This window comes from Nesterenkonia sandarakina (assembly GCF_013410215.1).
Classification (GTDB): domain Bacteria; phylum Actinomycetota; class Actinomycetes; order Actinomycetales; family Micrococcaceae; genus Nesterenkonia; species Nesterenkonia sandarakina.
Window position 1 is genome coordinate 1,089,520 of record NZ_JACCFQ010000001.1, and the last position, 22,154, is coordinate 1,111,673.

A 22,154-nucleotide genomic window follows, 5' to 3' on the forward strand; every position below is an offset into this window, starting at 1 on the left:
GTGGTGCGTCTGGTCGGTCTTGAATGCTCTGCGCTAACGTCTGCGCACTGCCCCGATGATGAAGAGGACTCCCACCACCACCAGGATCGCGAGCACGATGTTGGCCACAAGGCTCAGGATCACGCCAAACAGCCAGAGGGCGATCCGGAGGACCACCAGCACCAGCACAATGGAAATGACAATAGATAACGCTCTATTGGCCATGACCCCCACCCTACGTGTGCTCACCTGTGCAATTGCTGGGCGCCACGGCCGGTCCAGGGATCAGATTCATCCCAGCCTGCCGCGGCATCCCTCTGGGCCGCTCAGTCCTCGGCGTCCGCCAGGGCCTCCACGTCGGAGATCGAGGCGTGGGGAGTGCCCTCCGGGACGTGGCCGTTCAGGCGCAGGCCGGTCTCGTTGTCGAAGAGATGCACATGGTGCGGGTTCGGCTTGATCGTGACCCGCTCCCCGCGCATGGGAGGACGGCGCCCGTCCACCCGGACGATGAAGGGCTGGAAGCTGCTGATGCCGTCGGGGGTGCCGAAGATGTAGGCGTCGGCGCCGAGCTCCTCGACCAGGTCCACCGTCATCGGAAGACCGGAGCCGTCGCTGGTCAGCTCCATGTCCTCGGGGCGCACACCCAGGGTGACGTGATCACCGTGGGCCTTCTCCAGGTGGCCGTCCGGGATCGGCAGGATGTCATTGCCCAGCACCACGCCCTGGCCCTGGATCTTGACCTGGAACAGGTTCATCGCGGGGGAGCCGATGAAGCCGGCGACGAAGACGTTGGCGGGCGTGTCGTAGAGGTTGCGCGGCGAGTCGACCTGCTGGAGCACCCCGTCCTTGAGCACGCAGACGCGGTCGCCCATGGTCATGGCCTCGACCTGGTCGTGGGTGACGTAGACGGTCGTGGTCTGCAGCTCGCGGGTCAGTGCGGCGATCTGGGTGCGGGTCTGCACACGCAGCTTGGCATCGAGGTTCGAGAGCGGCTCATCCATCAGGAAGACCTTGGGAGAGCGCACGATCGCACGGCCCATGGCCACGCGCTGCCGCTGACCGCCGGAGAGCGCCTTCGGCTTGCGCTCAAGGTAGGGGACCAGGTCCAGGATCTCGGCAGCCTTCTTGACCCGCTCGGCGCGCTCCTCCTTGGAGACCCCGGCGATCTTCAGCGCGAAGCCCATGTTCTCGGCCACCGACATGTGCGGGTAGAGGGCGTAGTTCTGGAAGACCATCGCGATGTCGCGGTCCTTGGGCGAGACGTGGGAGACGTCCTCACCACCGATCATGATGGCTCCCTCGTTGACCTCCTCGAGGCCGGCCAGCATGCGCAGTGCGGTGGACTTGCCGCAGCCGGAGGGTCCCACCAGGACCAGGAACTCGCCGTCGGCGATCTCGAGCTGGAGCTGGTTGATGGCCGGCCGGGCGCCTGGGGTGTAGATGCGGCTGGCGGAGGCATAGGTGACAGAAGCCATGGTGATATGTCCCTTTCACGGGCAGGTACGTGCCCGACGATCCGTTGTGAAGGTGATTGTGGTGACGCAGGACTCACGTGTGGTGGGTCACATGTCTTGTGCATCACATCACAGCTTCAGACAGAAGTCCAAAACCCCCGCACCCCGTCTGGCGGTCGACGCCGGGCTGCCGCGCGGCCTGAGATCCAGGCCAGACACGACGACGGCGCCCGCCCACCTGCTCCACGGTGTCTTCCGTGGTGCAGGCGGACGGGCGCCGTCGGATGCTGCGGCTCAGCGCCGCTGCGGCTCAGTCCTCGAGCTGATCAGGCAGTCTCATCCTCGAGGATCAGCGGGTAGACGCCGTTCTCATCGTGGACCTCGCGACCGGTGACCGGCGGGTTGAAGACGCAGACCACGCGGATCTCCTCCTCCACCTCGACCCGGTGCTTCTCCTGCCCGTCGAGCATGTAGAGGAAGCCATCGGTGATGGTGTACTTCTCTCCGGTCTCCAGGTCGGTCAGGGTGCCCTTGCCGCCCACGCAGTAGACGGCTTCCACGTGGTTGGCGTACCAGAACTCATTGGTGGTCCCGGCGTAGAGGGTGGTCTCATGCAGCGAGAAGCCCACTTTCTCCTTGGCCAGGACCATGCGCCGGGAGCGCCAGTTCTCCTGCTGGATGTCGCGGTCGGTGCCGTTGAGGGCGTCGATGTTCAAGGTGTACACGCGGATCTCCGATCAGTGGCTGTTGCGGACTAGGGGCGGGATGCCCGAGAGCAGGTTCAGCGAGGTGCGCGCAGCCGCGAGGGCTCGCCGAGGTTGCCGGTGGCAGCCAGGACGGACTCCTCGACGATGGCGAGGCCCTTCTGCAGATCCTCGGACTCGATGTTCAGCGCTGGCATGAGCTTGAGCACCTCATCCTGCGGTCCGGAGGTCTCCACCAGCAGGTTGCGCTTATACGCCTCCGCTGCGGTCTTCCCGGCGGTGTCCGGGTTGGGGAAGTGGATGCCGGTGAGGAATCCGCGGCCGCGGATCGACGCGCCGGGGACGTGCTCGGCGATCTTCTCGAGTCCGTCGTGGAGCTCCTTGATGCGCTCACCCAGCTGGTTCTGGAAGCTGTCATCTGACCAGAAGAGCTCCAGGGCGCGTGCCGCGGTGACGAAGGCGAGGTTGTTCCCGCGGAAGGTGCCGTTGTGCTCGCCGCCCTCCCAGACGTCCAGCTCCGGCTTGAACAGGGTCAGCGCCATGGCCAGGCCGTAGCCGGAGATCGACTTGGACACGCAGACGATGTCTGGGTAGAGGCCTGCCTCCTCGAAGGAGAAGAAGCGGCCGGTGCGCCCGCAGCCTGCCTGGACGTCGTCGACGATCAGCAGGATCTTGTGCCGGCGCAGCAGGTCCGCGAGGGACTTCAGCCAGTCCATGCGGGCGGCGTTGAGGCCGCCTTCGCCCTGGACGGTCTCCACGATCACTGCGGCGGGCTTGTCCACGCCGGAGCCGGAGTCCTCGAGGATCTTCTCCAGCCACAGGAAGTCGGGCATGTCGCCGTCGAAGTAGTCGTCGTAGGGGATCTTCGAGGAGTTGGTCAGCGGGATCCCGGCGCCGCGGCGCTTCATCGAGTTGCCGGTGACCGAGAGCGCGCCCAGCGTCATTCCGTGGAAGGCGTTGGTGAAGGAGAGGATGTGCTGGCGTCCGGTGACCTTGCGGGCCAGCTTCAGCGCGGCCTCAACGGTGTTGGTGCCGGTGGGACCCGGGAACATCACCTTGTAGTCCATCTTGCGGGGCTCCAGGATGACCCGCTCGAAGGTCTCCAGGAAGCGGCGCTTAGCGGGGGTCTTCATGTCCATGGAATGGGTGACGCCGTCGTTGGCGAGGTAGTCCACGACCAGGTCACGCAGCTCGGGGTGGTTGTGCCCATAGTTCAGGGCGCCGGCGCCGGAGAAGAAGTCCAGGTAGCGGGTGCCGTCCTCGGTCCACTGGTAGGGCCCGGAGGCCTTGGCGAAGGTGGCGGGCCAGTTCATGCAGTAGCTGCGGACCTGGGACTCTCGCGTCTCAAAGATATCTGTAGCCATGATGCTCATCTGTCCTTACGTTCTGGGGAAGTCGGGTGAATATTCACTCAGAGCGACGGCGTGGCCGCGTTGGGCCGCTCGGGGGAGCGGGTGCGCCGTCGGGTGGGTTTCGGAGGCCGGTTCAGTTCAGCGGGGCCACCGTGTAGAGGTCTTCGGCGGCGTGGACCTCGCCGGATTCATCGGCCGAGGGGAAGACCGCCTCGGAGAAGAATCCGGTGGTGGTGATCTCCGCGCCCCGGTCCCGCGCCAGACCGGTGAACAGCGCGATCGAGGCCGCATTGTCGGAGGTGATGGTGGTCTCCAGCCGGTGCGGGGAGGTGGAGTCCACCAGGGTGCTCAGCATCCGGGAGGCGAGCCGACGTCCGCGGAAGCGGGAGTCCACGGCGACCTGCCAGATGAAGAGAGTCTCAGGGGAGCTGGGGCGTCGGTACCCGGAGATGAACCCTGCGGGCTCGCCGTCGACCTCGGCGATCACCGAGGTCTCTGCGAAGTCCCGCGCCCACAACAGGTAGGCATAGGGGGTGTTCACGTCCAGGACCCCGGTTCCGGCGGCGAGCCTCCACAGGGAGGTGCCATCGGCCACGGTGGGCATGCGGATCTCAACTCGCTCCGGACCCGTGGAGGCCTCGGTGGAGTTCTGGGCAGGACTATCTGCGGTATCAGGCATCGGAGTCCACAGTAGTGAGCCGATATGGAGATTCAACCGCGAAACCCGCGAATCGGCGGCGAAAACCAGGTCCCGGAGCCCGAGAAAAGTATTGTCTCGGGGTTATTCGTGGCGCTGCACCCCAGCCCTGGCAAGGGTATCGAGGGATCGGCGTGTTCTTCGCGGAGAAATTCGTCGAATGTAATCATCGTGTGATTGAAATAGATGTTTCCGAAATGGATCGGGGTGACGCGTCCCATGCTCAGGCTCTGCCGCGACCCCGCTCAGGTGGAGTTAGGGTTGCTGTGATGACTACGCAGAAGAAGCGGCGCCTCCCTGGTTTCGGATGGACGCTCCACGGTGACGGCAAGACGGTCCGACCCGGCGAGGTCGTGACCCCCGACGAGCGGCTGGGCTGGCTGCAGACCACCGGCGTGGGCATGCAGCATGTGGTCGCCATGTTCGGCGCCACCTTCCTGGTACCGCTGATCACCGGCTTCCCGCCATCGACCACGCTGTTCTTCTCCGGGATCGGCACCATCGCGTTTCTGATCATCACCGCAGGCCGGATTCCCAGCTATCTGGGCTCCTCGTTCGCCTTCCTGGCCCCGGTGGGTGCCGCCACGGCCCAGTACGGGATGTCCGGGGCCCTCGGTGGGATCTTCCTGGCCGGGCTCGGGCTCGTCGTCGTCGGCCTGGTGGTGCACTTCGCCGGCAGCCACTGGATCCAACGACTGATGCCTCCGGTGGTCACCGGCGCGATCGTGGCGCTGATCGGTCTGAACCTGGCACCGGCGGCCTGGAACAACGTCAATGAGGCCCCGGTGACCGCGAGCGTGACCATCGTGTCCATGCTGCTGGCGGGGGTGCTCTTCCGTGGGCTGCTGGGTCGGCTCTCGATCCTGCTCGGCGTGGTCGTCGGCTACGTGGTCGCCGTGGTGCGCGGGGAAGTGGACTTCTCCGGGATCGGCGGCGCGGGCTGGGTCGGCCTGCCGGAGTTCACCACTCCGAGCTTCCACCTCGGCGTGCTGGGGCTCTTCATCCCGGTGGTGCTGGTCCTGGTGGCCGAGAACGTGGGCCATGTGAAGTCCGTGGCCCTGATGACCCGGCGAGACCTGGACCCGCTGACCGGCCGCGCGCTGATGGCCGATGGCGCCGCGACCATGCTGGCCGGCACCGGAGGCGGCTCGGGCACCACGACCTATGCCGAGAACATCGGAGTCATGGCCTCCTCCCGGGTCTACTCCACGGCGGCCTACTGGGTGGCAGGACTGTTCGCGATCGCCCTGGCGCTGCTGCCGAAGTTCGGGGCGCTGATCGCCACCGTCCCGGTCGGTGTGCTCGGCGGGGCCGGGACCGTGCTCTACGGCATGATCGGTGTGCTCGGCGTCCGCATCTGGGTGCAGAATCGGGTGAACTTCGCCAACCCGATCAACCTCGCCGTGGCGGGAGTGCCGCTGATCATCGCCATCGCGAACTTCACCATGGTCTTCGGCGAGATCGTCTTCGAGGGCATCGCCCTGGGCAGTTTCGCGGCGTTGGCCATTCATCACGTGCTCAGCGCGATCGCGCGCTGGCGGGGCACCGACGTCGGCTTCGCCACGGACGACGACGACGCCCTGGCCACCCCCTTCAACGCCGAGGACCTGGCCGTCCAAGACACCGCGGCCCAAGACACGGCCGCTCAGGACACGGAGCGCCCATCGGATCCGAGCTCGGGCAGCCGTTGATTGCGGTGCGGCATCGGTTCGCTGTGAGTTCCCTGGAAATGGCGCTCTGCGAGTGACAGTGCCGAATGTCCTCGGTAGCGTGACGAGGGACTTGTCCGCCGATGAAAGGGGTCACTATGGGACTCGATGACAAGACGAGCAACAAGACCGAAGAAGCCACCGGCTCCGCCAAGGAAGGCTTCGGCAAGCTGACCGGCGACAAGGAAGCTCGGGCCGAGGGCAACAGCCAGAAGAATCAGGCCAAGGCCAAGGATGCCGCCCAGGACGTGAAGGACAGCGTCAAGGGCTTCGCCGAAGGCCTGAAGAAGAACAACTGAATCTGATCTCGCCGCGGCTGGGCTGCTGCCGCGGTCGCAGCGAGTGATTCCCAGCGCCGGGTCCGAGTCATCGGGCCCGGCGCTGTTGTGTGTTCCAGCCCCCCCCCGGCGGCGTTCAGTTCTGGGTGAGCGTTCAGTCCTGGGCGAGCGTCGCGGCCAGGGCGAGCAGCTGCTCTTCGGATCCGTGGCGGCCGATCAGCTGGATCGACCAGCTCAGGCCCTGGGCGTCGGTATAGGTGGGCACGTTGATCGCTGGAAGTCCCATCACGTTGACCACCGAGCTGTAGGGGGTGAACCGGCACTGCGCCCGGTAGTTCTCCTCGGGCTCCAGGCCTGCGAACCACCCGATCTCCGGCGGGGCGAAGGCCAGCATCGGCGTGGCCAGCACATCCCAGGGGCCCATGAAGGCCTCGGCGTCTGCGGCGAACTCCTCCAGGGCGGCGATGGATTCGCGCGTCTGCGCCTCGGGTCTGTTCCGCGCGAGCTCGATGAAGTACCGGGTCAGCGGTGCCATCGCGGCCAGCTGATCCGCCGGCGGGTCGAGTTCGCCCAGCGGAGCGGTCCACAGCGCCTGGAAATGCCGATGATAGTCCGCGGGCCAGAACGCCTCCGCGCCGGTGCAGTGGCTGCTGCCCTGCAGGATGTGACCGCGCTGCTCCAACCGGGAGAGTCCCCGCTCCAGGGCCAGGACCGCCGATTCGGCAAGCACGACGTCGAGCTCCGGGGAGAACGGTGACTCGGTGATCACCCCGATGCGCAGCTGCTCCACGCCGTGTTCCAGCGCCTCGTGGACCCGACGCAGCGCGGGCCCTGCAGGGAGTCGGTCAGCGGAGCCGGACCGGTGGAAGCGGTGACCAGCCATCACATCGAATAGCAGGGCGGCGTCTTCGGCGGTGTGGGCGATCGGCCCCGCCACGGCGAGGTTGCGCACGCTGCGGCGCGGGTCGTCGTCGGGAAGCCGGCCGCGTCCGGGCTTCAGGCCGATCAGGCCGCAGGCCGCGGCCGGGATCCGGACCGAGCCGCCGCCGTCGCTGCCAGGGGCCAGAGGCAGCATTCCGGCCGCGACCGCAGCTGCACCACCTCCGGTGGATCCACCGGCCGTCCGTTCCGGGGCCAGCGGGTTCCGCGCCGCGGGTGCCAGCTCGTTCTCCGAGTAGCAGGGCAGCCCGAACTCGGGGACCTGGGTCTTGCCGAGGCTGATCGCCCCTGAGGCGTGGACACGCCGGGCCAGGCGATGATCGTGGGCCGGCATCGTCGCCGGCAGCGCGTTCGTTCCCCGGGTGGTGGGCATTCCTGCCACATCCACCAGGTCCTTGAAGGCAGTCGGCATCCCCAGCAGCGGCGCCCGTCCTGCGAGTTCTCCCATCGCGGCGCTGCGGGAGCCACTGGCGCGGGAGTCCAGCACCGCGCGGCGGACCTCGTCGATCTCAGCGGCACGCAGCAGTGCCGACGCCGGGTCCAGGTGCAGGAAGGCGCCCAGCTGTGACTGATTGCTGGCGGCAGTGATGGCGGTGGTGACCAGGTCCACTGCGGAGACCTCTCCGGAGGCGAGTTCGCGGCGCCACTGCACGGCGCTGACTGCCCGGAAGTCCAGCATCGGCGACGCCGCGCCGGAGGAGGACGCTTCCAGGAGCGGGGCGGGATCTACGGGATGCACCATGGGCTCACTCTATGCCGACCGATCCTGGCAGGGGATAGTCTTGACAGCGCACCAGAGATGTTCCGTCCGTGTTGAAGGAGGCTGCAGGTGGCAGATTTCGAGACCGTCCGCGCCGCAGATGTTCCAGTCGAAGCGAGCCTGTTGGACGTGCGGGAGGGCTACGAGTTCGCCGAGGGCCACGCCCCGGGGGCGCTGCACATCCCGGTCGACGAGATTCCTGCGCGGTTCGAGGCGGAGCTGGATCCCGACGAGGACTATTACGTCATCTGCCGCACCGGCGGGCGCGCCGTGCAGATCACCGCGTGGCTGACCGGCCAGGGCTACTCCGCGGTGTTCGTCGGTGACGGCATGGGGGGCTGGCTCGAGGCGGGGCGTCCCATGGAGTCCTCCACCGGGGAAGATCCCCAGGTCCGTTGAGTCAGCAGATGCCGCCTCAGACCCCCGCCCGGAGGTATTCCTTCCTGGGCCCCGCCGGGACCTTCACCGAGGCTGCGCTGCTTCAGGTGCCTGGCGCCCAGCAGGCGGACCGAGTGCCGGTGGGCTCGGTGCTCACGGCGTTGAACCTGGTGCAGTCCGGCGAGGTCGACGCCGCGATGGTCCCGATCGAGAATTCAGTGGAGGGCGGGGTCACCGCGACTCTGGATGCCATCTCGGTGGCCCATGAGCTGCACATCCTGCGCGAGGAGCTGATCAACATCAGCTTCGTGCTCGCCTCTGCGGAGCCGCTGGCCCTTGATCAGATCCGCACCGTGGCCACGCACACCCACGCCTGGGCTCAGGTGCGGCGCTGGGCGGAGTCCGCCCTCCCGGAGGCTGAGTTCATTCCGGCATCATCCACCGCTGCGGCTGCCCGTGGCCTGCAGGCCGATCCACCCCTGGCCGATGCGGCAGTCTGCTCCCCTCTGGTGGCCCAGCAGCTGGGTCTGCATGTGGTTCAGCGCGGCATCGAAGACGTCACGGGTGCGGTCACGAGGTTCGTGCTGGTCTCCCAGCCCGGGGTCATTCCTCCGATGACCGGAGCGGACAAGACCACCATCATGATCCCGCTGCCGCAGGACCGTGCTGGCGCTCTGATGGAGCTCCTGGAGCACTTCGCGACCCGCGGGGTCAACCTGTGCCGCATCGAGTCCAGGCCCACCGGGGATGGTCTGGGGCAGTATTACTTCTCGATCGACCTGGAAGGTCACATCGATGAGGCGCGCGTCGCTGACGCGCTCGCCGGGATCCACCGGTTCGCCCCGGGCATCCGCTTCCTGGGCTCGTATCCGCGCGCCGACCGCAAGCCCCAGCAGCCCACCCCGGAGGTCTCCGACGAAGCCTTCACCGCCGCCTCCGCGTGGATCAGCTCGCTGAGACACGCGTAAGAGAGCCCGGCGCGGGCCCCGCACTCGGCGCAGCCGAGGGTGGGAGCCGGGGGAGCGGGATCAGCCGTCTCCGACATGTGCCTAAAGGTCTCCACTCCTGACCATATGCGGTGTGAGCCTTGACACTCCTGTGACCACTTTTTAGTCTCTTGGTAATACAAAATGGTGTTCCAGGTCACATCGTGAGGCTCTCGAGTCCGCAGCAATCGGTCGGTGCGTCTCCGAAGACGAATCACTGGGTCACCTCCTGTATAGCGGCTCACGCCGCCGTGAACGCACGTCAATGGCGATAACGAGGAGAATGCATGTTCACCCGATCCAACAGACGAACATTGACCGCCGCGGTGGTCTGTGCCGGCGCCTTGGCGCTCGGCACCCCCACCATGGCAGGGGCAGTCCCTGTTTCGGCACAGTCCGCCCCGGGCACGGAGGCGAGTATCAACGCAGCCGCCGAGAAGCCGGGCCAGAAGTCGCAGGGGCGTCCCGACCATGCCGGGAAGCCCGGCAAGCCCGATCACGCCGGCCAGCCCGGGCCTCCGAACCACGCCAACGGCAAAGGCAAGGGCGGCGACAAGGGTCATGGCAAGGGCAACGGAAAAGGCAATGGCAAGGGCAACGGAAATGGCAACGGCGGGGGAGAGGAAGCGCCCGGGCAGACGCAGTGCCAGTTCACCCCGGAGAGCGGCGCGGTCGAGGGCTCCTGGGATCGTGATTCACTCGCCGGCGTCGCACCGGATGATCTGCGAATCGGCAATATCGCGGCCGGCGGCGGGCACCACACAGACGCCGACTATCCCGACCCGTTCCCCTCGGATCCGCAGTACCGGGAGCACCTGGGCCAGGAGTACTCGTCTCTGACCCACGAGAACTTCCTGAAATGGGAGTTCGTCCAGCCCGAGCAGGGGGTCTATGACTTCGAACAGGCCGACGCCGTCGTCGCCTTCGCCGAGGCCAACGGAATGGACCTGCGCGGACACGCACTGTCCTGGCATTCGCAGAATCCGGACTGGCTGGAGGAAGGGGACTTCACCGAGGCTGAGCTGCGCGAGATCCTTGAGGACCACGTCCGCACGGTGGTCTCCCGCTATGCCGGGTGCATCGACCAGTGGGACGTGGCCAATGAGATCTTCCAGGACGACGAGGCCGCCAGCATCCGGGACAGCGAGAACATCTGGATCCGCGAGCTGGGCCCGGAGATCCTGGACGACGTCTTCGCCTGGGCGCACGAAGAGGACCCCGAGGCGCTGCTGTTCTACAACGACTACAACGTCGATGGCCTCAACGCCAAGGCCGATGCGTACTACGACCTGATCAGCGAGCAGCTCGAGCGCGGTGTGCCGGTGCACGGCTTCGGTGCCCAGACCCACCTGTCCATGCAGTACGGCTTCGACGACAGCTACCAGGAGAACCTGCAGCGCTTCGATGATCTGGGCATCCACACCGCGGTGACCGAGATCGATGTGCGTGGTGAGGTCGATGAGAACGACATGATGTCCCCGGAGGATCGTGCCGGCGCCGCGGAACGCTACGCCACGGTGCTGCAGGCCTGCCTGGACGTGAGCCTGTGCAACTCCTTCACCATCTGGGGAACCCTGGACGCGCAGAGCTGGGTCCCCAACACCTTCCCCGGTGAGGGCGACGCCACGCTGCATGAGGGTGACTACGAGCGCAAGCCCACCTACTGCATCCTCCAGCGCACGCTGGTGGAGCATGAGGAGGGAGCCGCCGCCTGGGAGGCGGACGCCAGCTTCGAGGAATGCCGCGGCATTCTTGAAGCAGCGGGCATCTGATCCGCCCAGGTCAGCGGAGGTGACCGCCCGACCGGGGCCCCGGGGAGCCGATCAGGCCCCCTGGGGCTCCTTGGTGATCCGGCCCTCGGTGAACTGCGGGCCGCCGTCCTGATCTCTCCGCTGGTCCGCCTCGGTGTCTTCGTCCGTGGCCTCCAGATCCGCGAGGCCACGGACGGAGACCCCGTTGACCACCAGGGCATGCGGGCGGACACGCGCAGAGACGCTGACGACCTCGCCGACCGCGTCGCCGTCGATCTGGAAGGGCATCGGCTCGTCCATCGTCACGGTGACGCGTTTGGCCTGACGCACGGTCATCACCGGGATGTCCGCGGCGAAGCGGGTCACGGTCTTCGCCATGATCCTCGCCCAGTCCCATGCATGTCGGGGACTGAAGAGGACCGCGTCCATATGGCCGTCGTCGAACTTTGCAGAGGGCACCAGCACCATGCCGGCCTGCAGCGACCCGCAGTTGGCCAGCAGCACCGAGCGCACCCGGTGAGGCTGCGCCTCGCCGTCGTCGACCGTGATGGTGATGCTGGAGCGCGAGCCCATGATGTGGCGCAGCCCGGCCTCGCCGTAGGCCAGCCAGCCGGCTCGCTGCTTCAGGGCATCCCGGGTGTCGCCCATGACTTCCGCATCCAGACCACCGCCGGCGATCACCAGCGAGATCTCCTCGTCGATGCGTCCATCGGCGCGCTCCAGGCTCAGATCCAGGCTGTCCACGCGGTGGCTTCGGCCATGCAGGGCCTCATCCACGCAGGCTCGCAGATCTTGATACGGCAGCCCCACGTTGCGGGCGAAGAGGTTCCCGGTGCCCAGCGGCACGATGCCCAGCGCGGTCTCCGAGCCGGTGAGCTCGGCCGCCACGGCGCGCACGGTGCCGTCGCCGCCGACTGCGATGACCAAGCCCGCGCCGGCCTGCAGCGCCCTGCGGGTCATCTCATGGCCGGGGTCCTCGGCGCTGGAGGCCATCACCAGCGGTGCCGGCATGCCTGCGCGGGAGCAGGCGGAGTGGATCTGGCGCACCACGTCGTCGGAGGAGTCCTTGGTGGGGTTCACGACCACGGCCACCACGCGCCCCGAGGCATCGGCTGACAACGCCCGGTCGGCGGGCTTGGTCTCGAGCTGCTGGGTCAGTTCTGCGGTGTGGCGGCGCAGCCGCTGGTGGGCGACGCCCAGCCAGACCACGGCGACCAACAAGATCGCGGCGAGAGCGAGCGTGGTCCAGAGGAGGGCGCTGAGCGCTTCAGTAGTCATCGTCCTCAGTCTACTGCGGCGGGGTCCCGGGGCCGCTGGTCCCCGTCGGGAGGGCAACGCGCCCCGCTCGGGCGCGATCTGAACCCCGAGTTTTGCTCAGAGCAGGTGGCGATAGGCTAAGGGGCGTGATCGACATCAAGGACCTCATCGAGAATCCCGAGAAGTACCGGGCCAGCCAGCGCGCACGTCAGGCGGAGGAGTCCGCCGTGGACTCTCTCATCGCCGCGGCGCAGACCCGCAGTGCGGCCATCACGCGCTTCGAGACGCTGCGCGCGGAGCAGAAGTCCTTCGGCAAGAAGGTCGCTCAGGCCGCTGGTGAGGAGAAGCAGCAGCTCCTCGCCGAGGTCAAGGAGCTCTCGAATCAGGTCAAGGCCGCCGAGGCCGAGTCTGCGCAGGCCGAGGAGCAGCTTCGAGGACTCCAGGGCGCCTTCCCCAATCTGATCCACGAAGGGGTTCCCGCCGGCGGTGAAGACGACTTCGTGGTGCTCCGGGAAGAAGGAGCGGTCCGCGACTTCGCCGCAGAGGGCTTCGCGCCCAAGGATCACCTCGAGCTCGCCGAGTCCTTCGCGGCTCTGGACATGGAGCGCGGCGCGAAGGTCTCCGGTTCGCGCTTCTACTTCCTCAAGGGCATCGGAGCGCGCCTGGAGCTGGCGATGATGCAGATGGGCATGGACCAGGCGATCGAAGCCGGCTTCACCCCGATGATCACGCCCACTCTGGTCCGCCCGGAGACCATGGCCGGCACCGGATTCGACGTGGAGCACGACGACGAGATCTACCGGCTCGAACGCGACGACCTCTACCTGGTGGGGACCTCGGAGGTGGCCATCGCGGGGTATCACTCCGATGAGATCCTCGACCTCGCGCAGGGACCGGAGCGGATCGCCGGCTGGTCCACCTGCTACCGCCGGGAGGCCGGCTCCCACGGCCGAGACACCCGCGGGATCCTGCGCGTGCACCAGTTCAACAAGCTGGAGATGTTCGTCTTCTGCACCGAGGAAGAGTCTGCCGCCGAGCACGCCAAGCTGCTGGCTTGGGAGGAGCAGATGCTGCAGAAGATGGAGCTGCCCTACCGGGTGGTCGACATCGCCGCCGGAGATCTCGGCCTCTCTGCCGCCCGGAAGTACGACTGTGAGGCGTGGGTGCCCTCGCAGCAGACCTACCGTGAACTGACCTCCACCTCGGACTGCACCACCTTCCAGGCCCGCCGACTGAACATCCGGGAGCGCACGCTGAAGGATGATGGCCGCAAGGGCCCGACGACGCCGCTGGCCACGCTGAACGGCACCCTGGCGACCACACGCTGGCTGGTGGCCATCCTGGAGAACCATCAGCAGGCCGATGGCACCGTGCGGGTCCCCGCCGCGCTGCGCCCCTACCTCGGTGGGCTTGAGGTCATCGAGCCCAGCACGTGAGCGAGCTCAACTGAGGCTAGGCTCATCTGCCTAGCCAGCGCTTTTCTGAATCATTAGTATCAACAGGGTCGGCGCCGAACAGCGCCCGTTGCCGCAACAGCACAAGGAGTGTCACATGACTCAGAAGTACTCCGACTACACCGCACCAGGTCTTGCCCAGGAGAACGGCCACGAGATCGCCGGACTGCTGCAGTCCCGCCTGTATGCGCTCAACGATCTCCACCTCGTGCTCAAGCACGTGCACTGGAACGTGGTGGGCCCGAACTTCATCGCCATCCACGAGATGCTCGACCCGCAGACCGAGGTCGTGCGCGGCTTCGCCGACGAGGTCGCCGAGCGCATCGCCACCCTCGGCGGGTCCCCCTCCGGACTCAGCGGGGAGCTGGTCTCCAAGCGTCACTGGGAGGACTACCCGCTGTTCAAGGCCGATGGTTCGACCCACCTGGCCGAGCTGGAGAAGGTCTACGACGGCGTCATCGGAGACCACCGCGATGTGCTCAACAAGGTCGGCGAGCTGGACCCGATCACTGAGGACCTGCTCATCGGGCAGGCCAAGGAGCTCGAGCTGTTCCAGTGGTTCATCCGCTCCCACCTCGACAAGGCCGGCGCGGTCTCCTAAGCCAGCATCATCAGCCCTGACATTCAGGGCATGCGAGAGCCCCCCGGCAGCATCTTCCAGGTGCCGCCGGGGGGCTCTCGCATGCCCGGGGCACGTATCTGAACAGATGTATTTGACGTTTGTTCGGCGGCACGTAGCATGGAGGCAGACCCCAGGTACCAGTCGAGGAGACATCATGAAGCGTCAGTTCCGCATCGTCATCGGCAGCGATGAAGCCGGCTACTCCTATAAGGCGGCGTTGAAGGCCGATCTGGAGGCAGACCCTCGGGTGGCCTCGGTGATCGACGTCGGCGTCGGCGATGACTCCGACAAGACCGCGTACCCCAACATCGCGGTGGCCGCGGCAGAGCAGGTCGCCGCAGGCCAGGCGGACCGGGCGCTGCTGATCTGCGGCACCGGACTGGGTGTGGCGATCTCGGCCAATAAGGTCAAGGGAGTCCGCGCCGTGACGGCCCACGACGCCTACTCGGTGGAGCGCGCGGTGCTCTCGAACAATGCCCAGGTGCTGTGCATGGGTGAACGCGTGATCGGCAAGGAGCTGGCCCGGAAGCTGGTGACCGAGTGGCTGAGCCACGAGTTCGACGCCTCGAGCGCCTCGGCGGAGAAGGTCGCAGCGATCACCCGCTACGAGGGCACCGGCAGCTGCAGCTAGGGCTGGCGGTCCACTGCACGAGCGGTGGCCTCGTCGGTCACCAGGATGTTGAACCACCCTGCGTTGGCCGCTGCAATGATGCTCGGCGCCTTATGGGCGCCGACCGCTGCCGCGATCCGGGTCGGCACGGCCCGCAGGGTCTCTCCGGGGATCCGCACCATGCGCTCATTGCCTGGGAAGGTGATCTCATTGCCCTGCGGGTCATAGAACGCCAGGCACACATCCCCGATTGACTTCGCCAGGTTCGGGTGGTGCCGAGGCACCGACTGGGCGATCGAGCTGCGCGAGAGCGGCGCGGCGCCGATGCCCACCAGCGCCACCTTGGCCGAATTCCAGTCGGCGATCACCTGGCGGTACCCGGGGTCATCCTGCAGGGCTGAGAGCAGGGCCTCGGAGGGCATCGAGGGGGCGAAGAGGTAGTGCGGGTAGCCGCCCGAGGTGGCGGCGAAGGCGCGCACCACCTCGTTGGTCTGGTGCCACGGGTCCGGCTCGGCCTGCCCGCCCACCGTCGGCGCCACCACGACCCCGGAGAAGTTCCCCAGCCGCTGCTGCGCCAGTGCGTAGGTCGTTTCCCCGGAGGCGAGCAGCAGCACATCGCCCGCGCGGAGGTTCGCGGCGGCCAGAGCCTGCCGGGTCACCGGGCCCAGCCCGAGGCCGACCCGCTCCGACTGGTCCCCCGGAGCCAGGTGCACGCCGTCGAGTCCGAGGCGGGTCCTGAGCCGTTCGCTGAGCTCATCCATGCCTGTCGAGGTCGGACGATGCACGCGGATCTCGACGATCCCCTGCGCCCGCGCCTCGGCAAGCATCCGGCTCACCGAAGGCCGTGAGATCTTCAGCTGCTCGGCCACCTCAGCCTGCGTGGCGCCCTGCTCGTAATAGAGCTGGGCGGCGCGGTAGAGCCGTTCGAGCTCGGACGTGCTCGCCGCTGCCTCCTTCATGACCTCAGTTGCCTCCATCGGGACATCGTATCTTCCATGCCGCGGCGAATCCGCCGCAGGAGTGGTGCCGATCACGCCATCTGCTCTAGTGTGGCCTCAGCACATATGTCAGTGAACATCTGTACTGCCGGTCTCGGGAGTGCGGATCCGGGACCACAAGGACAGCCATGACCTACCTGCTCAATTCAGCATCCACCTTCTCTCAGGAGGCCGTGCTTGGCTTCGCGGCAGCACACTCCGAGTATGTCACCGCCGTCCATGGCGGCGTCGTGCGGTCCACCGAGACTCCTGCGGGCCAGCCCGCCCTGGTGATCGGCGGCGGATCCGGGCACTACCCGGCCTTCGCCGGCTGGGTCGGACCCGGCATGGGACACGGCGCTCCCTGCGGGAACATCTTCTCCTCGCCCTCGGCCTCCCAGGTCTACTCGGTGGCCCGCAATGCCGAGAACGGCGGCGGGGTGATCATGGGATTCGGCAACTACGCCGGAGATGTCCTGCACTTCGGCGCCGCGGCGGAGAAGCTGCGCGCCGAGGGCGTGGATGTCCGGATCATCCGGGTCAGCGATGACATCGCCTCCAACACCCGGGAGAACCACCGGGACCGCCGAGGCATCGCCGGAGACCTTCCGGTCTTCAAGATCGCCGGTGCCGCCATCGAGGCCGGGGCCGAGATCGACGAGGCGGAGCGCATCGCCTGGAAGGCCAATGACGCGACGCGCTCCTTCGGCGTCGCCTTCGACGGCTGCACGCTGCCCGGCGCCGAGGAGCCGCTGTTCCACGTCCCCGACGGAACCATGGGGGTGGGCCTCGGCATCCACGGTGAACCCGGGATCCGCGAGATCCCGATGGGCACCGCAGCGGAGGTCGCTGACCTGCTCTTCGAAGGCATCATGGAGGACGCTCCCGAGGCCGGCTCCGGCCGGGTCGCGGTGCTGCTCAATGGGCTGGGCCGGGTCAAGTACGAAGAGCTCTTCGTCGTCTACCACCGCATCGCCGAGCGACTCTCCGAGGCTGGGCTCACCGCCGTGCAGCCCGAGGTCGGGGAGTTCGTCACCAGCCTCGACATGGCCGGACTCTCGCTGACCCTGGTCTTCCTCGACGAAGAGCTGGAGCAGCACTGGACCGCGGCCGTGGACACCCCTGCCTACCGGCGCGGTGAGCCCCGCGGGCTCCCGGCCCACGCAGAGCGTGCCCCGCGCACCGAGTTCTACACGCCCGGTGAGGAGAGCGTGCCTGAGGCCACGGCAGACTCCCAGCGCGGCGCCGAGTCGGTCCAGGAGATCCTTGAGCTCTTCGCCGAGGTCTGCGCCACCCATGAGGCCGAGCTGGGCCAGCTCGACGCCGTCGCCGGGGACGGCGATCACGGCCAGGGGATGGTGCTGGGCAGCCGCGGGGCTGTGGAGGCCGGGCGCAAGGCGCGTGAGCGCGGCGCCGGAGCCCGTACGCTCCTCATCCACGCCGGCACCGCCTGGGCCGAATCCGCAGGCGGCACCTCCGGGGCCCTGTGGGGCTCGGCGCTGACCGCCGCCGGACGTGCCCTCGCCGATGACGCCGCCCCGGACTCCTCCGCCGGGGTCGAGGCGCTGCTCAACGCCGTGGAGGCGGTCCAGCGGCTGGGCGGCGCCCAGCCAGGGGACAAGACCATGGTCGATGCCGCCGCGCCCTTCGCGCAGACGCTGGACAAGCAGTTCCAGGCCCAGGAGTCGCTCTCCGCCGCTCTGGCCGCGGCCGCCTCCGTGGCGACCGAGGCTGCGGCGTCGACCGCAGAGCTCAAGGCCCGGCTCGGTCGCTCCCGGGTGCTGGGGGAGAAGTCCCTGGGCACCCCGGACCCAGGGGCCACGTCCTTCGCGCTGCTGATGACCGCCCTTGCCGAGCGGCTGAAGTCGGTCTCCTGATGACCCGCTGGATCGGCACCAGCTGGAAGATGAACAAGACCGTCTCCGAGGCGCGAAGCTACGCCCATGACCTGCGCTCGGCCCTCGAGCAGCGGCCGGAGCTGCTGGAGCGGGTCCAGCCCTTCATCATCCCGCCCTACACCGCGCTGACCACTGTGGCCCAGGAACTCGGCCCGAGCTCCACCCGGACGGTGCGCCTGGGCGCGCAGAACGCCCACTGGGAGGACAGCGGAGCCTGGACCGGGGAGATCTCGGTCCCGCAGGCCGCCGATGCCGGCGCCACGATGGTGGAGATCGGGCACTCGGAACGTCGAGAGCACTTCGGGGAGACCGTCGAGACCACGCGGCTGAAGGTGGCGAGCACGCTGCGCCACGGCCTGGTTCCCCTGCTGTGCATCGGGGAGCCTGCTGAGGTCCAGGAGCGCGGTGGGACCTCTGAGTATCTCTTGGACCAGGCCCGAGGCGCCCTGCGCGGGCTTCCGGAGGATCAGCTGGGCCGAGTGCTCATCGCCTACGAGCCCATCTGGGCGATCGGGGCCCAGGGCCGGCCGGCGAAGGTCGCGGAGCTGCGCGAACCCTTCGAGGTGCTCTCCGAAGAGTTCTCCGGAAAGGTCCAGGCCCTGCTCTATGGGGGATCCGTCTCCGCAGACAACGCCGCGGAGCTCTTGGGCATCCCGGGGGTCGAGGGGCTCTTCGTCGGCCGCGCGGCCTGGAGGCTCGAGGGTTATCTGAATCTTCTCGAGATCGCCGCCGAGACCGCAAAACCCTAGGTCAGCGGCCCCCTGAGCGCTCATCTGCATGCCGGTCCACCGGTGTGACGCTTGACACAGCACCAGAACTGACCAAAGATGAATCCGCACGCACGTTTGAAGGGAACAAATGTTCACAGCAGCCTCATGGCCCATCGCCGGCAACATGCTCGCCTTTGGAGGCAAGACCTCTGAGGGCGTTCCGGTCTGGCAGGCGTCGACGACCTACTGGTCCGACTGCCTGCGTCAGATGCGCGAACTCGGGTTCGATCACATCGACCCCACCGATGCATGGCTGCCGCTGCAGAAGCTCTCGCCAGCACGACTGGAGGAGTTCAAGAAGGTCCTCTCCGACGAAGGGCTGAAGATCTCGTCCATCTCGATGACCCGGAACTCGGTCATCGACCGCGAGCACGGAGAGACCAACCTCGCCGATGCCCACCGGCTGATCGACATCGCCCCGGAGTTCGGGGCCACGATCGTGAACACCGGCTTCATGCAGGCGCTGACGCCGGCGCAGGAGAAGGCACTCTGGTTCTGGCTCGCCGAGGGGCACCAGGACGATCCCGCGCTGCGGCCCCTGGCCGTGGAGCGAGTGCGCGAACTCGGTGACCACGCCCAGGCCAACGGCATCGAACTGAGCCTGGAGATGTATGAGGACACCTTCCTGGGCACGGCCGACGAGGCGGTCGCCTTCCACGCCGATGTGAACCACCCCGCAGTGGGGCTGAACCCGGATCTGGGCAACTTCATCCGGCTGCACCGCCCGATGCCGGGCTACGAGGAGATGTTCGAGAAGGTGCTGCCGCATGCGAACTTCTGGCACATCAAGAACTACACCCGGGATGAGGATCCGGCGGTCGGAGGCTACTCCTCGGCCCCCATGCCGCTGAAGTATGGACTGATCAACTACCGCAAGATCATTCGCCGCGCCCTGGAGCTCGGCTACAGCGGCCCATTCTGCTGCGAGCACTACGGCTCCGATTCCATCGGCGTCTGCGCTGAGAACCGCGACTACATCCGTCAGGTCCTCACCTCGGCGGAGAACTCCCTGCTGCGCGCGGCCGCCGCCGAAGGCGCCTAGAGACCCGCGGACCCGTCGGTCCGCCCACCCGTTGCGCCACCAGAGCACGGTGGTGCCCGAAACCCCATGACGAAAGAGATCTGAGACCCATGGCTAGAACCATCAACACTGTCACCGTCGTCGGCGCCGGCTACATGGGCGGCGGGATCGCCCAGTCCCTGGCGCTCGCCGACCTGCAGGTGGAGATCGTCGACGTCGACGTCGACGCCGCGCGCAAGGGCCTCGCCCGCCTCCTGACCGAGGCCCAGGAGTTCGAGGACCAGGGTCTCTACACCGCCGGCTCCACCGAGCGCATCAAGGCCAACCTCAGCGCCGGGCGCACCCTGGAGGAGGCTGTCGCCGAGGCGGACTTCATCGAGGAGGCGGTGTTCGAGTCCCCCGAGGTCAAGCGGGAGGTGCTGGGCAAGATCTCGGCACACGCCCGGCCGGACGCGATCATCGGGACCAACACCTCCACGATCCCAGTCCACGTCCTGGTCTCAGCGGTCAAACACCCCGAGCGCTTCCTCACCGTGCACTTCTCCAACCCCGCGCCCTTCATCCCAGGCGTGGAGCTGGTCTCCGGCGAGGCCACCACGCCCGACGTCGTCGACGCGGTGAAGGACCTGCTGGCCCGGGCCGGCCGCGAGGGCGCCGAGGTCGCCGACACTCCCGGCATGGTGCTCAACCGGCTGCAGTACGCGCTGCTCAAGGAGGCCGCCTCGGTGGTGGAGGAGGGCATCGCCACCGCCGAGGACGTGGACACCGTGGTGCGCACGACCTTCGGCTTCCGGCTGGGCTTCTTCGGCCCGTTCGCGATCGCGGACCAGGCCGGGCTGGACGTCTACGGGCTCGGATTCAATACGCTCTCCGAAGCCTACGGCGAGCGGCTTGCCGCCCCGGCGCTGCTGACGGAGAACGTCGAGGCCGGTCGGCACGGGGTCAAGAACGGCAAGGGCTGGACCGGAGACTTCGACGAGGCCACCAAGGCTGAGCTCATCGCCTACCGCAACAAGGCCTACGCCCGCATGGGTGAGCTCGTCCGTGAGCTCGGTCCCGCTCCGAAGGGCAAGAAGTGAACGAGGAACTCACCCTCGCCTTCGAGCTGCCCACGGCGGCACTGCTGACCCTGGCGCTGGGCTCGATCGTCCTGCTGCTGGTGCTGATCGTGAAGGTCAAGCTCCATGCCTTCTTCTCGCTGATCATCGTCTCGCTGGTCACGGCTCTGGCGGCGGGCATCGCCGTGGGCGACGTGCTCTCCGTGGTCGTCGGCGGCTTCTCCACCACCGTGGGCAACGTGGCGCTGCTCATCGGCTTCGGTGCCGTGCTCGGCCGCCTGGTCGAGGTCTCCGGCGGCGCCCAGGTCCTCGCGGACAAGATGCTGAAGACCTTCGGGGAGAAGCGGGCGCCGCTGGCCCTGGCCGTGGCCTCGCTGTTCTACGCCTTCCCGATCTTCCTGGATGCCGGCTTCATCGTGATGCTTCCGGTGATCTACACGGTGGCGCGACGGCTCGGGGGCAGCTTCATGCTCTACGTGCTGCCCTCCATCGGTGCCTTCCTGATGATGCATGCGCTGACCCCGCCGCACCCGGGACCGACGGCGGCGGCCACGGTCATGGGCGCCGACATCGGGCTGGTGCTGATCGTGGCCCTGATGGTCGGGCTTCCGACCTGGTACCTGGCCGGCTACCGGCTGGGACTGGTCATGGCCAAGGGCTACCCGAACTTCCCGGTGCCGAACCTCTTCGGCGAGTCCCGGGTCACCGAGGAGCACGAGCGCCCGGCCTTCGGCACCGTCATCCTGGTGCTGCTGCTGCCACTGGCGCTGATCTTCTACAACGCGCTCTCCAACACGCTGGCAGCGGACGGGCGGATCAGCGAGGACAGCTTCGGGTACGCGCTCTCCCAGCTGATCGGCCCCACCCCGGTGGCGCTGCTGATCTCCACCCTCATCGCGATGTACCTGCTCTTCATCAGGCCGCGCAAGGGCTCGGGCAAGCTCGGCGACGCGCTCTCTGACCTGATCGACAACGCGCTGGCTCCGGTCTGCTCGATCATCCTGATCACCGGCGCCGGCGGCGCCTTCGGCGCGGTGCTCACCGCCACCGGGATCGGCGGATCCATCGCCGAAGGCCTGGACGCGATGGGACTCCCGGTGATCCTCGCCGGATTCCTGGTCGCCGTGGTCATCCGCGTCGCGCAGGGATCGGCCACCGTGGCTGCGACCACCGCGGGCGGGATCATGGCCCCCGGCGTCATGGAACTGGGACTCGACGGCTTCGCCCTGGCGGCCCTGGTGGTCGCCATCGTGGCGGGATCGATCACGTTCTCGCACTTCAACGACTCCGGCTTCTGGCTGGTGGGCCGCTTCTGCGGCTTCGACACGATCACCACCTTGAAGACCTGGTCCGTGATGGCCACCGCCATCGGGTTCATGGCCTTCTTCCTCAGCTGGGGCTTCTACGCACTCGTCGCCTGAGGAAACGCCTGCCACGGCTGACCCGCCCAGGCGCAGGCATCGCGCTGCAGATGCAGGACCGCGCGTGCTGCAACGCATC

21 protein-coding genes are annotated in these 22,154 nt (G+C 67.5%); 13 read left to right on the top strand and 8 right to left on the bottom strand.

All coding sequences use genetic code 11. From position 1 onward, the window contains the following. Positions 1–33: 33 nt before the first annotated feature. The 5 genes from HNR11_RS05175 to ectA all read right to left on the bottom strand — a co-directional run bounded on the left by HNR11_RS05175 (position 34) and on the right by ectA (position 4,168). Entirely contained in the window at positions 34–204 is a 171-nt protein-coding gene (locus HNR11_RS05175; RefSeq protein WP_179441416.1) for a hypothetical protein, read from the bottom strand. A 101-nt stretch (positions 205–305) separates the two neighbouring features. Further along, entirely contained in the window at positions 306–1,454 is a 1,149-nt protein-coding gene (locus tag HNR11_RS05180) for an ABC transporter ATP-binding protein (RefSeq protein WP_179441417.1), read from the bottom strand. Between the two features lie 305 nt (positions 1,455–1,759). Continuing rightward, a complete protein-coding gene (locus HNR11_RS05185) occupies positions 1,760–2,158 on the bottom strand; it encodes an ectoine synthase (protein ID WP_058887964.1) in 399 nt (132 codons plus the stop codon). 56 nt (positions 2,159–2,214) lie between these two features. Beyond that, entirely contained in the window at positions 2,215–3,501 is a 1,287-nt protein-coding gene (gene ectB / locus HNR11_RS05190; RefSeq protein ID WP_179441418.1) for a diaminobutyrate--2-oxoglutarate transaminase, read from the bottom strand. Positions 3,502–3,622: 121 nt separating this feature from the next. Further along, positions 3,623–4,168 carry a diaminobutyrate acetyltransferase gene (gene ectA, locus HNR11_RS05195; protein ID WP_179441419.1) on the bottom strand — a complete coding sequence of 182 codons (546 nt, stop codon included), beginning with the start codon at positions 4,166–4,168 and terminating at the stop codon, positions 3,623–3,625. A 287-nt stretch (positions 4,169–4,455) separates the two neighbouring features. On the opposite strand from ectA, the gene HNR11_RS05200 reads away from it, so the two are divergent. Then, positions 4,456–5,877 (top strand): uracil-xanthine permease family protein, encoded by a 1,422-nt coding sequence (locus HNR11_RS05200; protein WP_179441420.1) that lies wholly within the window; start codon positions 4,456–4,458, stop codon positions 5,875–5,877. A 101-nt stretch (positions 5,878–5,978) separates the two neighbouring features. Then, on the top strand, positions 5,979–6,194 hold the full coding sequence (locus tag HNR11_RS05205; RefSeq protein ID WP_246310323.1) for a CsbD family protein: 216 nt from the start codon (positions 5,979–5,981) through the stop codon (positions 6,192–6,194). Between the two features lie 133 nt (positions 6,195–6,327). On the opposite strand, the gene HNR11_RS05210 is transcribed toward HNR11_RS05205, so the two are convergent. Continuing rightward, positions 6,328–7,854, bottom strand: a complete 1,527-nt coding sequence (locus tag HNR11_RS05210; protein ID WP_246310324.1) for an amidase — start codon at positions 7,852–7,854, stop codon at positions 6,328–6,330. 87 nt (positions 7,855–7,941) lie between these two features. Between HNR11_RS05210 and HNR11_RS05215 the strand changes: the two genes are divergently transcribed. The 3 genes from HNR11_RS05215 (at position 7,942) to HNR11_RS05225 (ending at position 11,008) form a co-directional block, all read left to right on the top strand. Beyond that, positions 7,942–8,271, top strand: coding sequence for a rhodanese-like domain-containing protein (locus HNR11_RS05215; protein WP_179441421.1), 330 nt, complete (start codon positions 7,942–7,944; stop codon positions 8,269–8,271). An 8-nt stretch (positions 8,272–8,279) separates the two neighbouring features. After that, a complete protein-coding gene (gene pheA / locus HNR11_RS05220; protein ID WP_179441422.1) occupies positions 8,280–9,218 on the top strand; it encodes a prephenate dehydratase in 939 nt (312 codons plus the stop codon). Positions 9,219–9,523: 305 nt separating this feature from the next. Next, positions 9,524–11,008: an endo-1,4-beta-xylanase gene (locus HNR11_RS05225; protein WP_179441423.1), complete on the top strand. Its 1,485-nt coding sequence runs from the start codon at positions 9,524–9,526 to the stop codon at positions 11,006–11,008. A 51-nt stretch (positions 11,009–11,059) separates the two neighbouring features. Here the strand turns inward: HNR11_RS05225 and HNR11_RS05230 are convergent, their stop codons facing one another. Continuing rightward, a complete protein-coding gene (locus HNR11_RS05230) occupies positions 11,060–12,265 on the bottom strand; it encodes a diacylglycerol/lipid kinase family protein (protein ID WP_179441424.1) in 1,206 nt (401 codons plus the stop codon). Between the two features lie 125 nt (positions 12,266–12,390). Here HNR11_RS05230 and serS point away from each other — a divergent pair, with 125 nt between their 5' ends. From serS to HNR11_RS05245, 3 genes are all read left to right on the top strand, one after another. Then, a complete protein-coding gene (serS, locus tag HNR11_RS05235; RefSeq protein WP_179441425.1) occupies positions 12,391–13,680 on the top strand; it encodes a serine--tRNA ligase in 1,290 nt (429 codons plus the stop codon). 115 nt (positions 13,681–13,795) lie between these two features. Further along, the gene (locus HNR11_RS05240; protein ID WP_058887972.1) at positions 13,796–14,299 is read left to right on the top strand and encodes a Dps family protein; all 504 of its coding nucleotides are present in this window, start codon (positions 13,796–13,798) and stop codon (positions 14,297–14,299) included. A 175-nt stretch (positions 14,300–14,474) separates the two neighbouring features. Then, positions 14,475–14,951 (top strand): ribose-5-phosphate isomerase, encoded by a 477-nt coding sequence (locus HNR11_RS05245; protein WP_058887973.1) that lies wholly within the window; start codon positions 14,475–14,477, stop codon positions 14,949–14,951. On the opposite strand, the gene HNR11_RS05250 is transcribed toward HNR11_RS05245, so the two are convergent. Next, on the bottom strand, positions 14,948–15,907 hold the full coding sequence (locus HNR11_RS05250; RefSeq protein ID WP_179441426.1) for a sugar-binding transcriptional regulator: 960 nt from the start codon (positions 15,905–15,907) through the stop codon (positions 14,948–14,950). The two genes, HNR11_RS05245 and HNR11_RS05250, sit on opposite strands and share 4 nt — an antisense overlap. A 149-nt stretch (positions 15,908–16,056) precedes the next feature. Between HNR11_RS05250 and HNR11_RS05255 the strand changes: the two genes are divergently transcribed. The 5 genes from HNR11_RS05255 (at position 16,057) to HNR11_RS05275 (ending at position 22,075) form a co-directional block, all read left to right on the top strand. Continuing rightward, positions 16,057–17,784, top strand: a complete 1,728-nt coding sequence (locus HNR11_RS05255) for a dihydroxyacetone kinase family protein (RefSeq protein ID WP_179441427.1) — start codon at positions 16,057–16,059, stop codon at positions 17,782–17,784. Then, positions 17,784–18,554, top strand: a complete 771-nt coding sequence (locus HNR11_RS05260; protein WP_179441428.1) for a triose-phosphate isomerase — start codon at positions 17,784–17,786, stop codon at positions 18,552–18,554. The genes HNR11_RS05255 and HNR11_RS05260 overlap by 1 nt, the downstream gene beginning before the upstream one ends. Before the next feature lie 109 nt (positions 18,555–18,663). Then, a complete protein-coding gene (locus HNR11_RS05265; RefSeq protein WP_179441429.1) occupies positions 18,664–19,617 on the top strand; it encodes a sugar phosphate isomerase/epimerase family protein in 954 nt (317 codons plus the stop codon). A gap of 89 nt (positions 19,618–19,706) precedes the next feature. Then, entirely contained in the window at positions 19,707–20,675 is a 969-nt protein-coding gene (locus HNR11_RS05270; protein ID WP_179441430.1) for a 3-hydroxyacyl-CoA dehydrogenase family protein, read from the top strand. Beyond that, the gene (locus tag HNR11_RS05275; protein ID WP_179441431.1) at positions 20,672–22,075 is read left to right on the top strand and encodes a GntT/GntP/DsdX family permease; all 1,404 of its coding nucleotides are present in this window, start codon (positions 20,672–20,674) and stop codon (positions 22,073–22,075) included. The genes HNR11_RS05270 and HNR11_RS05275 overlap by 4 nt, the downstream gene beginning before the upstream one ends. Positions 22,076–22,154 lie beyond the last annotated feature (79 nt).

Bases quoted from the DNA above. Each gene is read 5' to 3' on its own strand.
- HNR11_RS05175 (WP_179441416.1), bottom strand. From the start codon at position 204: ATGGCCAATAGAGCGTTATCTATTGTCATTTCCATTGTGCTGGTGCTG.
- HNR11_RS05180 (WP_179441417.1), bottom strand. From the start codon at position 1,454: ATGGCTTCTGTCACCTATGCCTCCGCCAGCCGCATCTACACCCCAGGC.
- ectB (WP_179441418.1), bottom strand. From the start codon at position 3,501: ATGGCTACAGATATCTTTGAGACGCGAGAGTCCCAGGTCCGCAGCTAC.
- ectA (WP_179441419.1), bottom strand. From the start codon at position 4,168: ATGCCTGATACCGCAGATAGTCCTGCCCAGAACTCCACCGAGGCCTCC.
- HNR11_RS05200 (WP_179441420.1), top strand. From the start codon at position 4,456: ATGACTACGCAGAAGAAGCGGCGCCTCCCTGGTTTCGGATGGACGCTC.
- HNR11_RS05205 (WP_246310323.1), top strand. From the start codon at position 5,979: ATGAAAGGGGTCACTATGGGACTCGATGACAAGACGAGCAACAAGACC.
- HNR11_RS05210 (WP_246310324.1), bottom strand. From the start codon at position 7,854: ATGGTGCATCCCGTAGATCCCGCCCCGCTCCTGGAAGCGTCCTCCTCC.
- pheA (WP_179441422.1), top strand. From the start codon at position 8,280: ATGCCGCCTCAGACCCCCGCCCGGAGGTATTCCTTCCTGGGCCCCGCC.
- HNR11_RS05225 (WP_179441423.1), top strand. From the start codon at position 9,524: ATGTTCACCCGATCCAACAGACGAACATTGACCGCCGCGGTGGTCTGT.
- HNR11_RS05230 (WP_179441424.1), bottom strand. From the start codon at position 12,265: ATGACTACTGAAGCGCTCAGCGCCCTCCTCTGGACCACGCTCGCTCTC.
- HNR11_RS05240 (WP_058887972.1), top strand. From the start codon at position 13,796: ATGACTCAGAAGTACTCCGACTACACCGCACCAGGTCTTGCCCAGGAG.
- HNR11_RS05245 (WP_058887973.1), top strand. From the start codon at position 14,475: ATGAAGCGTCAGTTCCGCATCGTCATCGGCAGCGATGAAGCCGGCTAC.
- HNR11_RS05250 (WP_179441426.1), bottom strand. From the start codon at position 15,907: ATGGAGGCAACTGAGGTCATGAAGGAGGCAGCGGCGAGCACGTCCGAG.
- HNR11_RS05255 (WP_179441427.1), top strand. From the start codon at position 16,057: ATGACCTACCTGCTCAATTCAGCATCCACCTTCTCTCAGGAGGCCGTG.
- HNR11_RS05260 (WP_179441428.1), top strand. From the start codon at position 17,784: ATGACCCGCTGGATCGGCACCAGCTGGAAGATGAACAAGACCGTCTCC.
- HNR11_RS05265 (WP_179441429.1), top strand. From the start codon at position 18,664: ATGTTCACAGCAGCCTCATGGCCCATCGCCGGCAACATGCTCGCCTTT.
- HNR11_RS05270 (WP_179441430.1), top strand. From the start codon at position 19,707: ATGGCTAGAACCATCAACACTGTCACCGTCGTCGGCGCCGGCTACATG.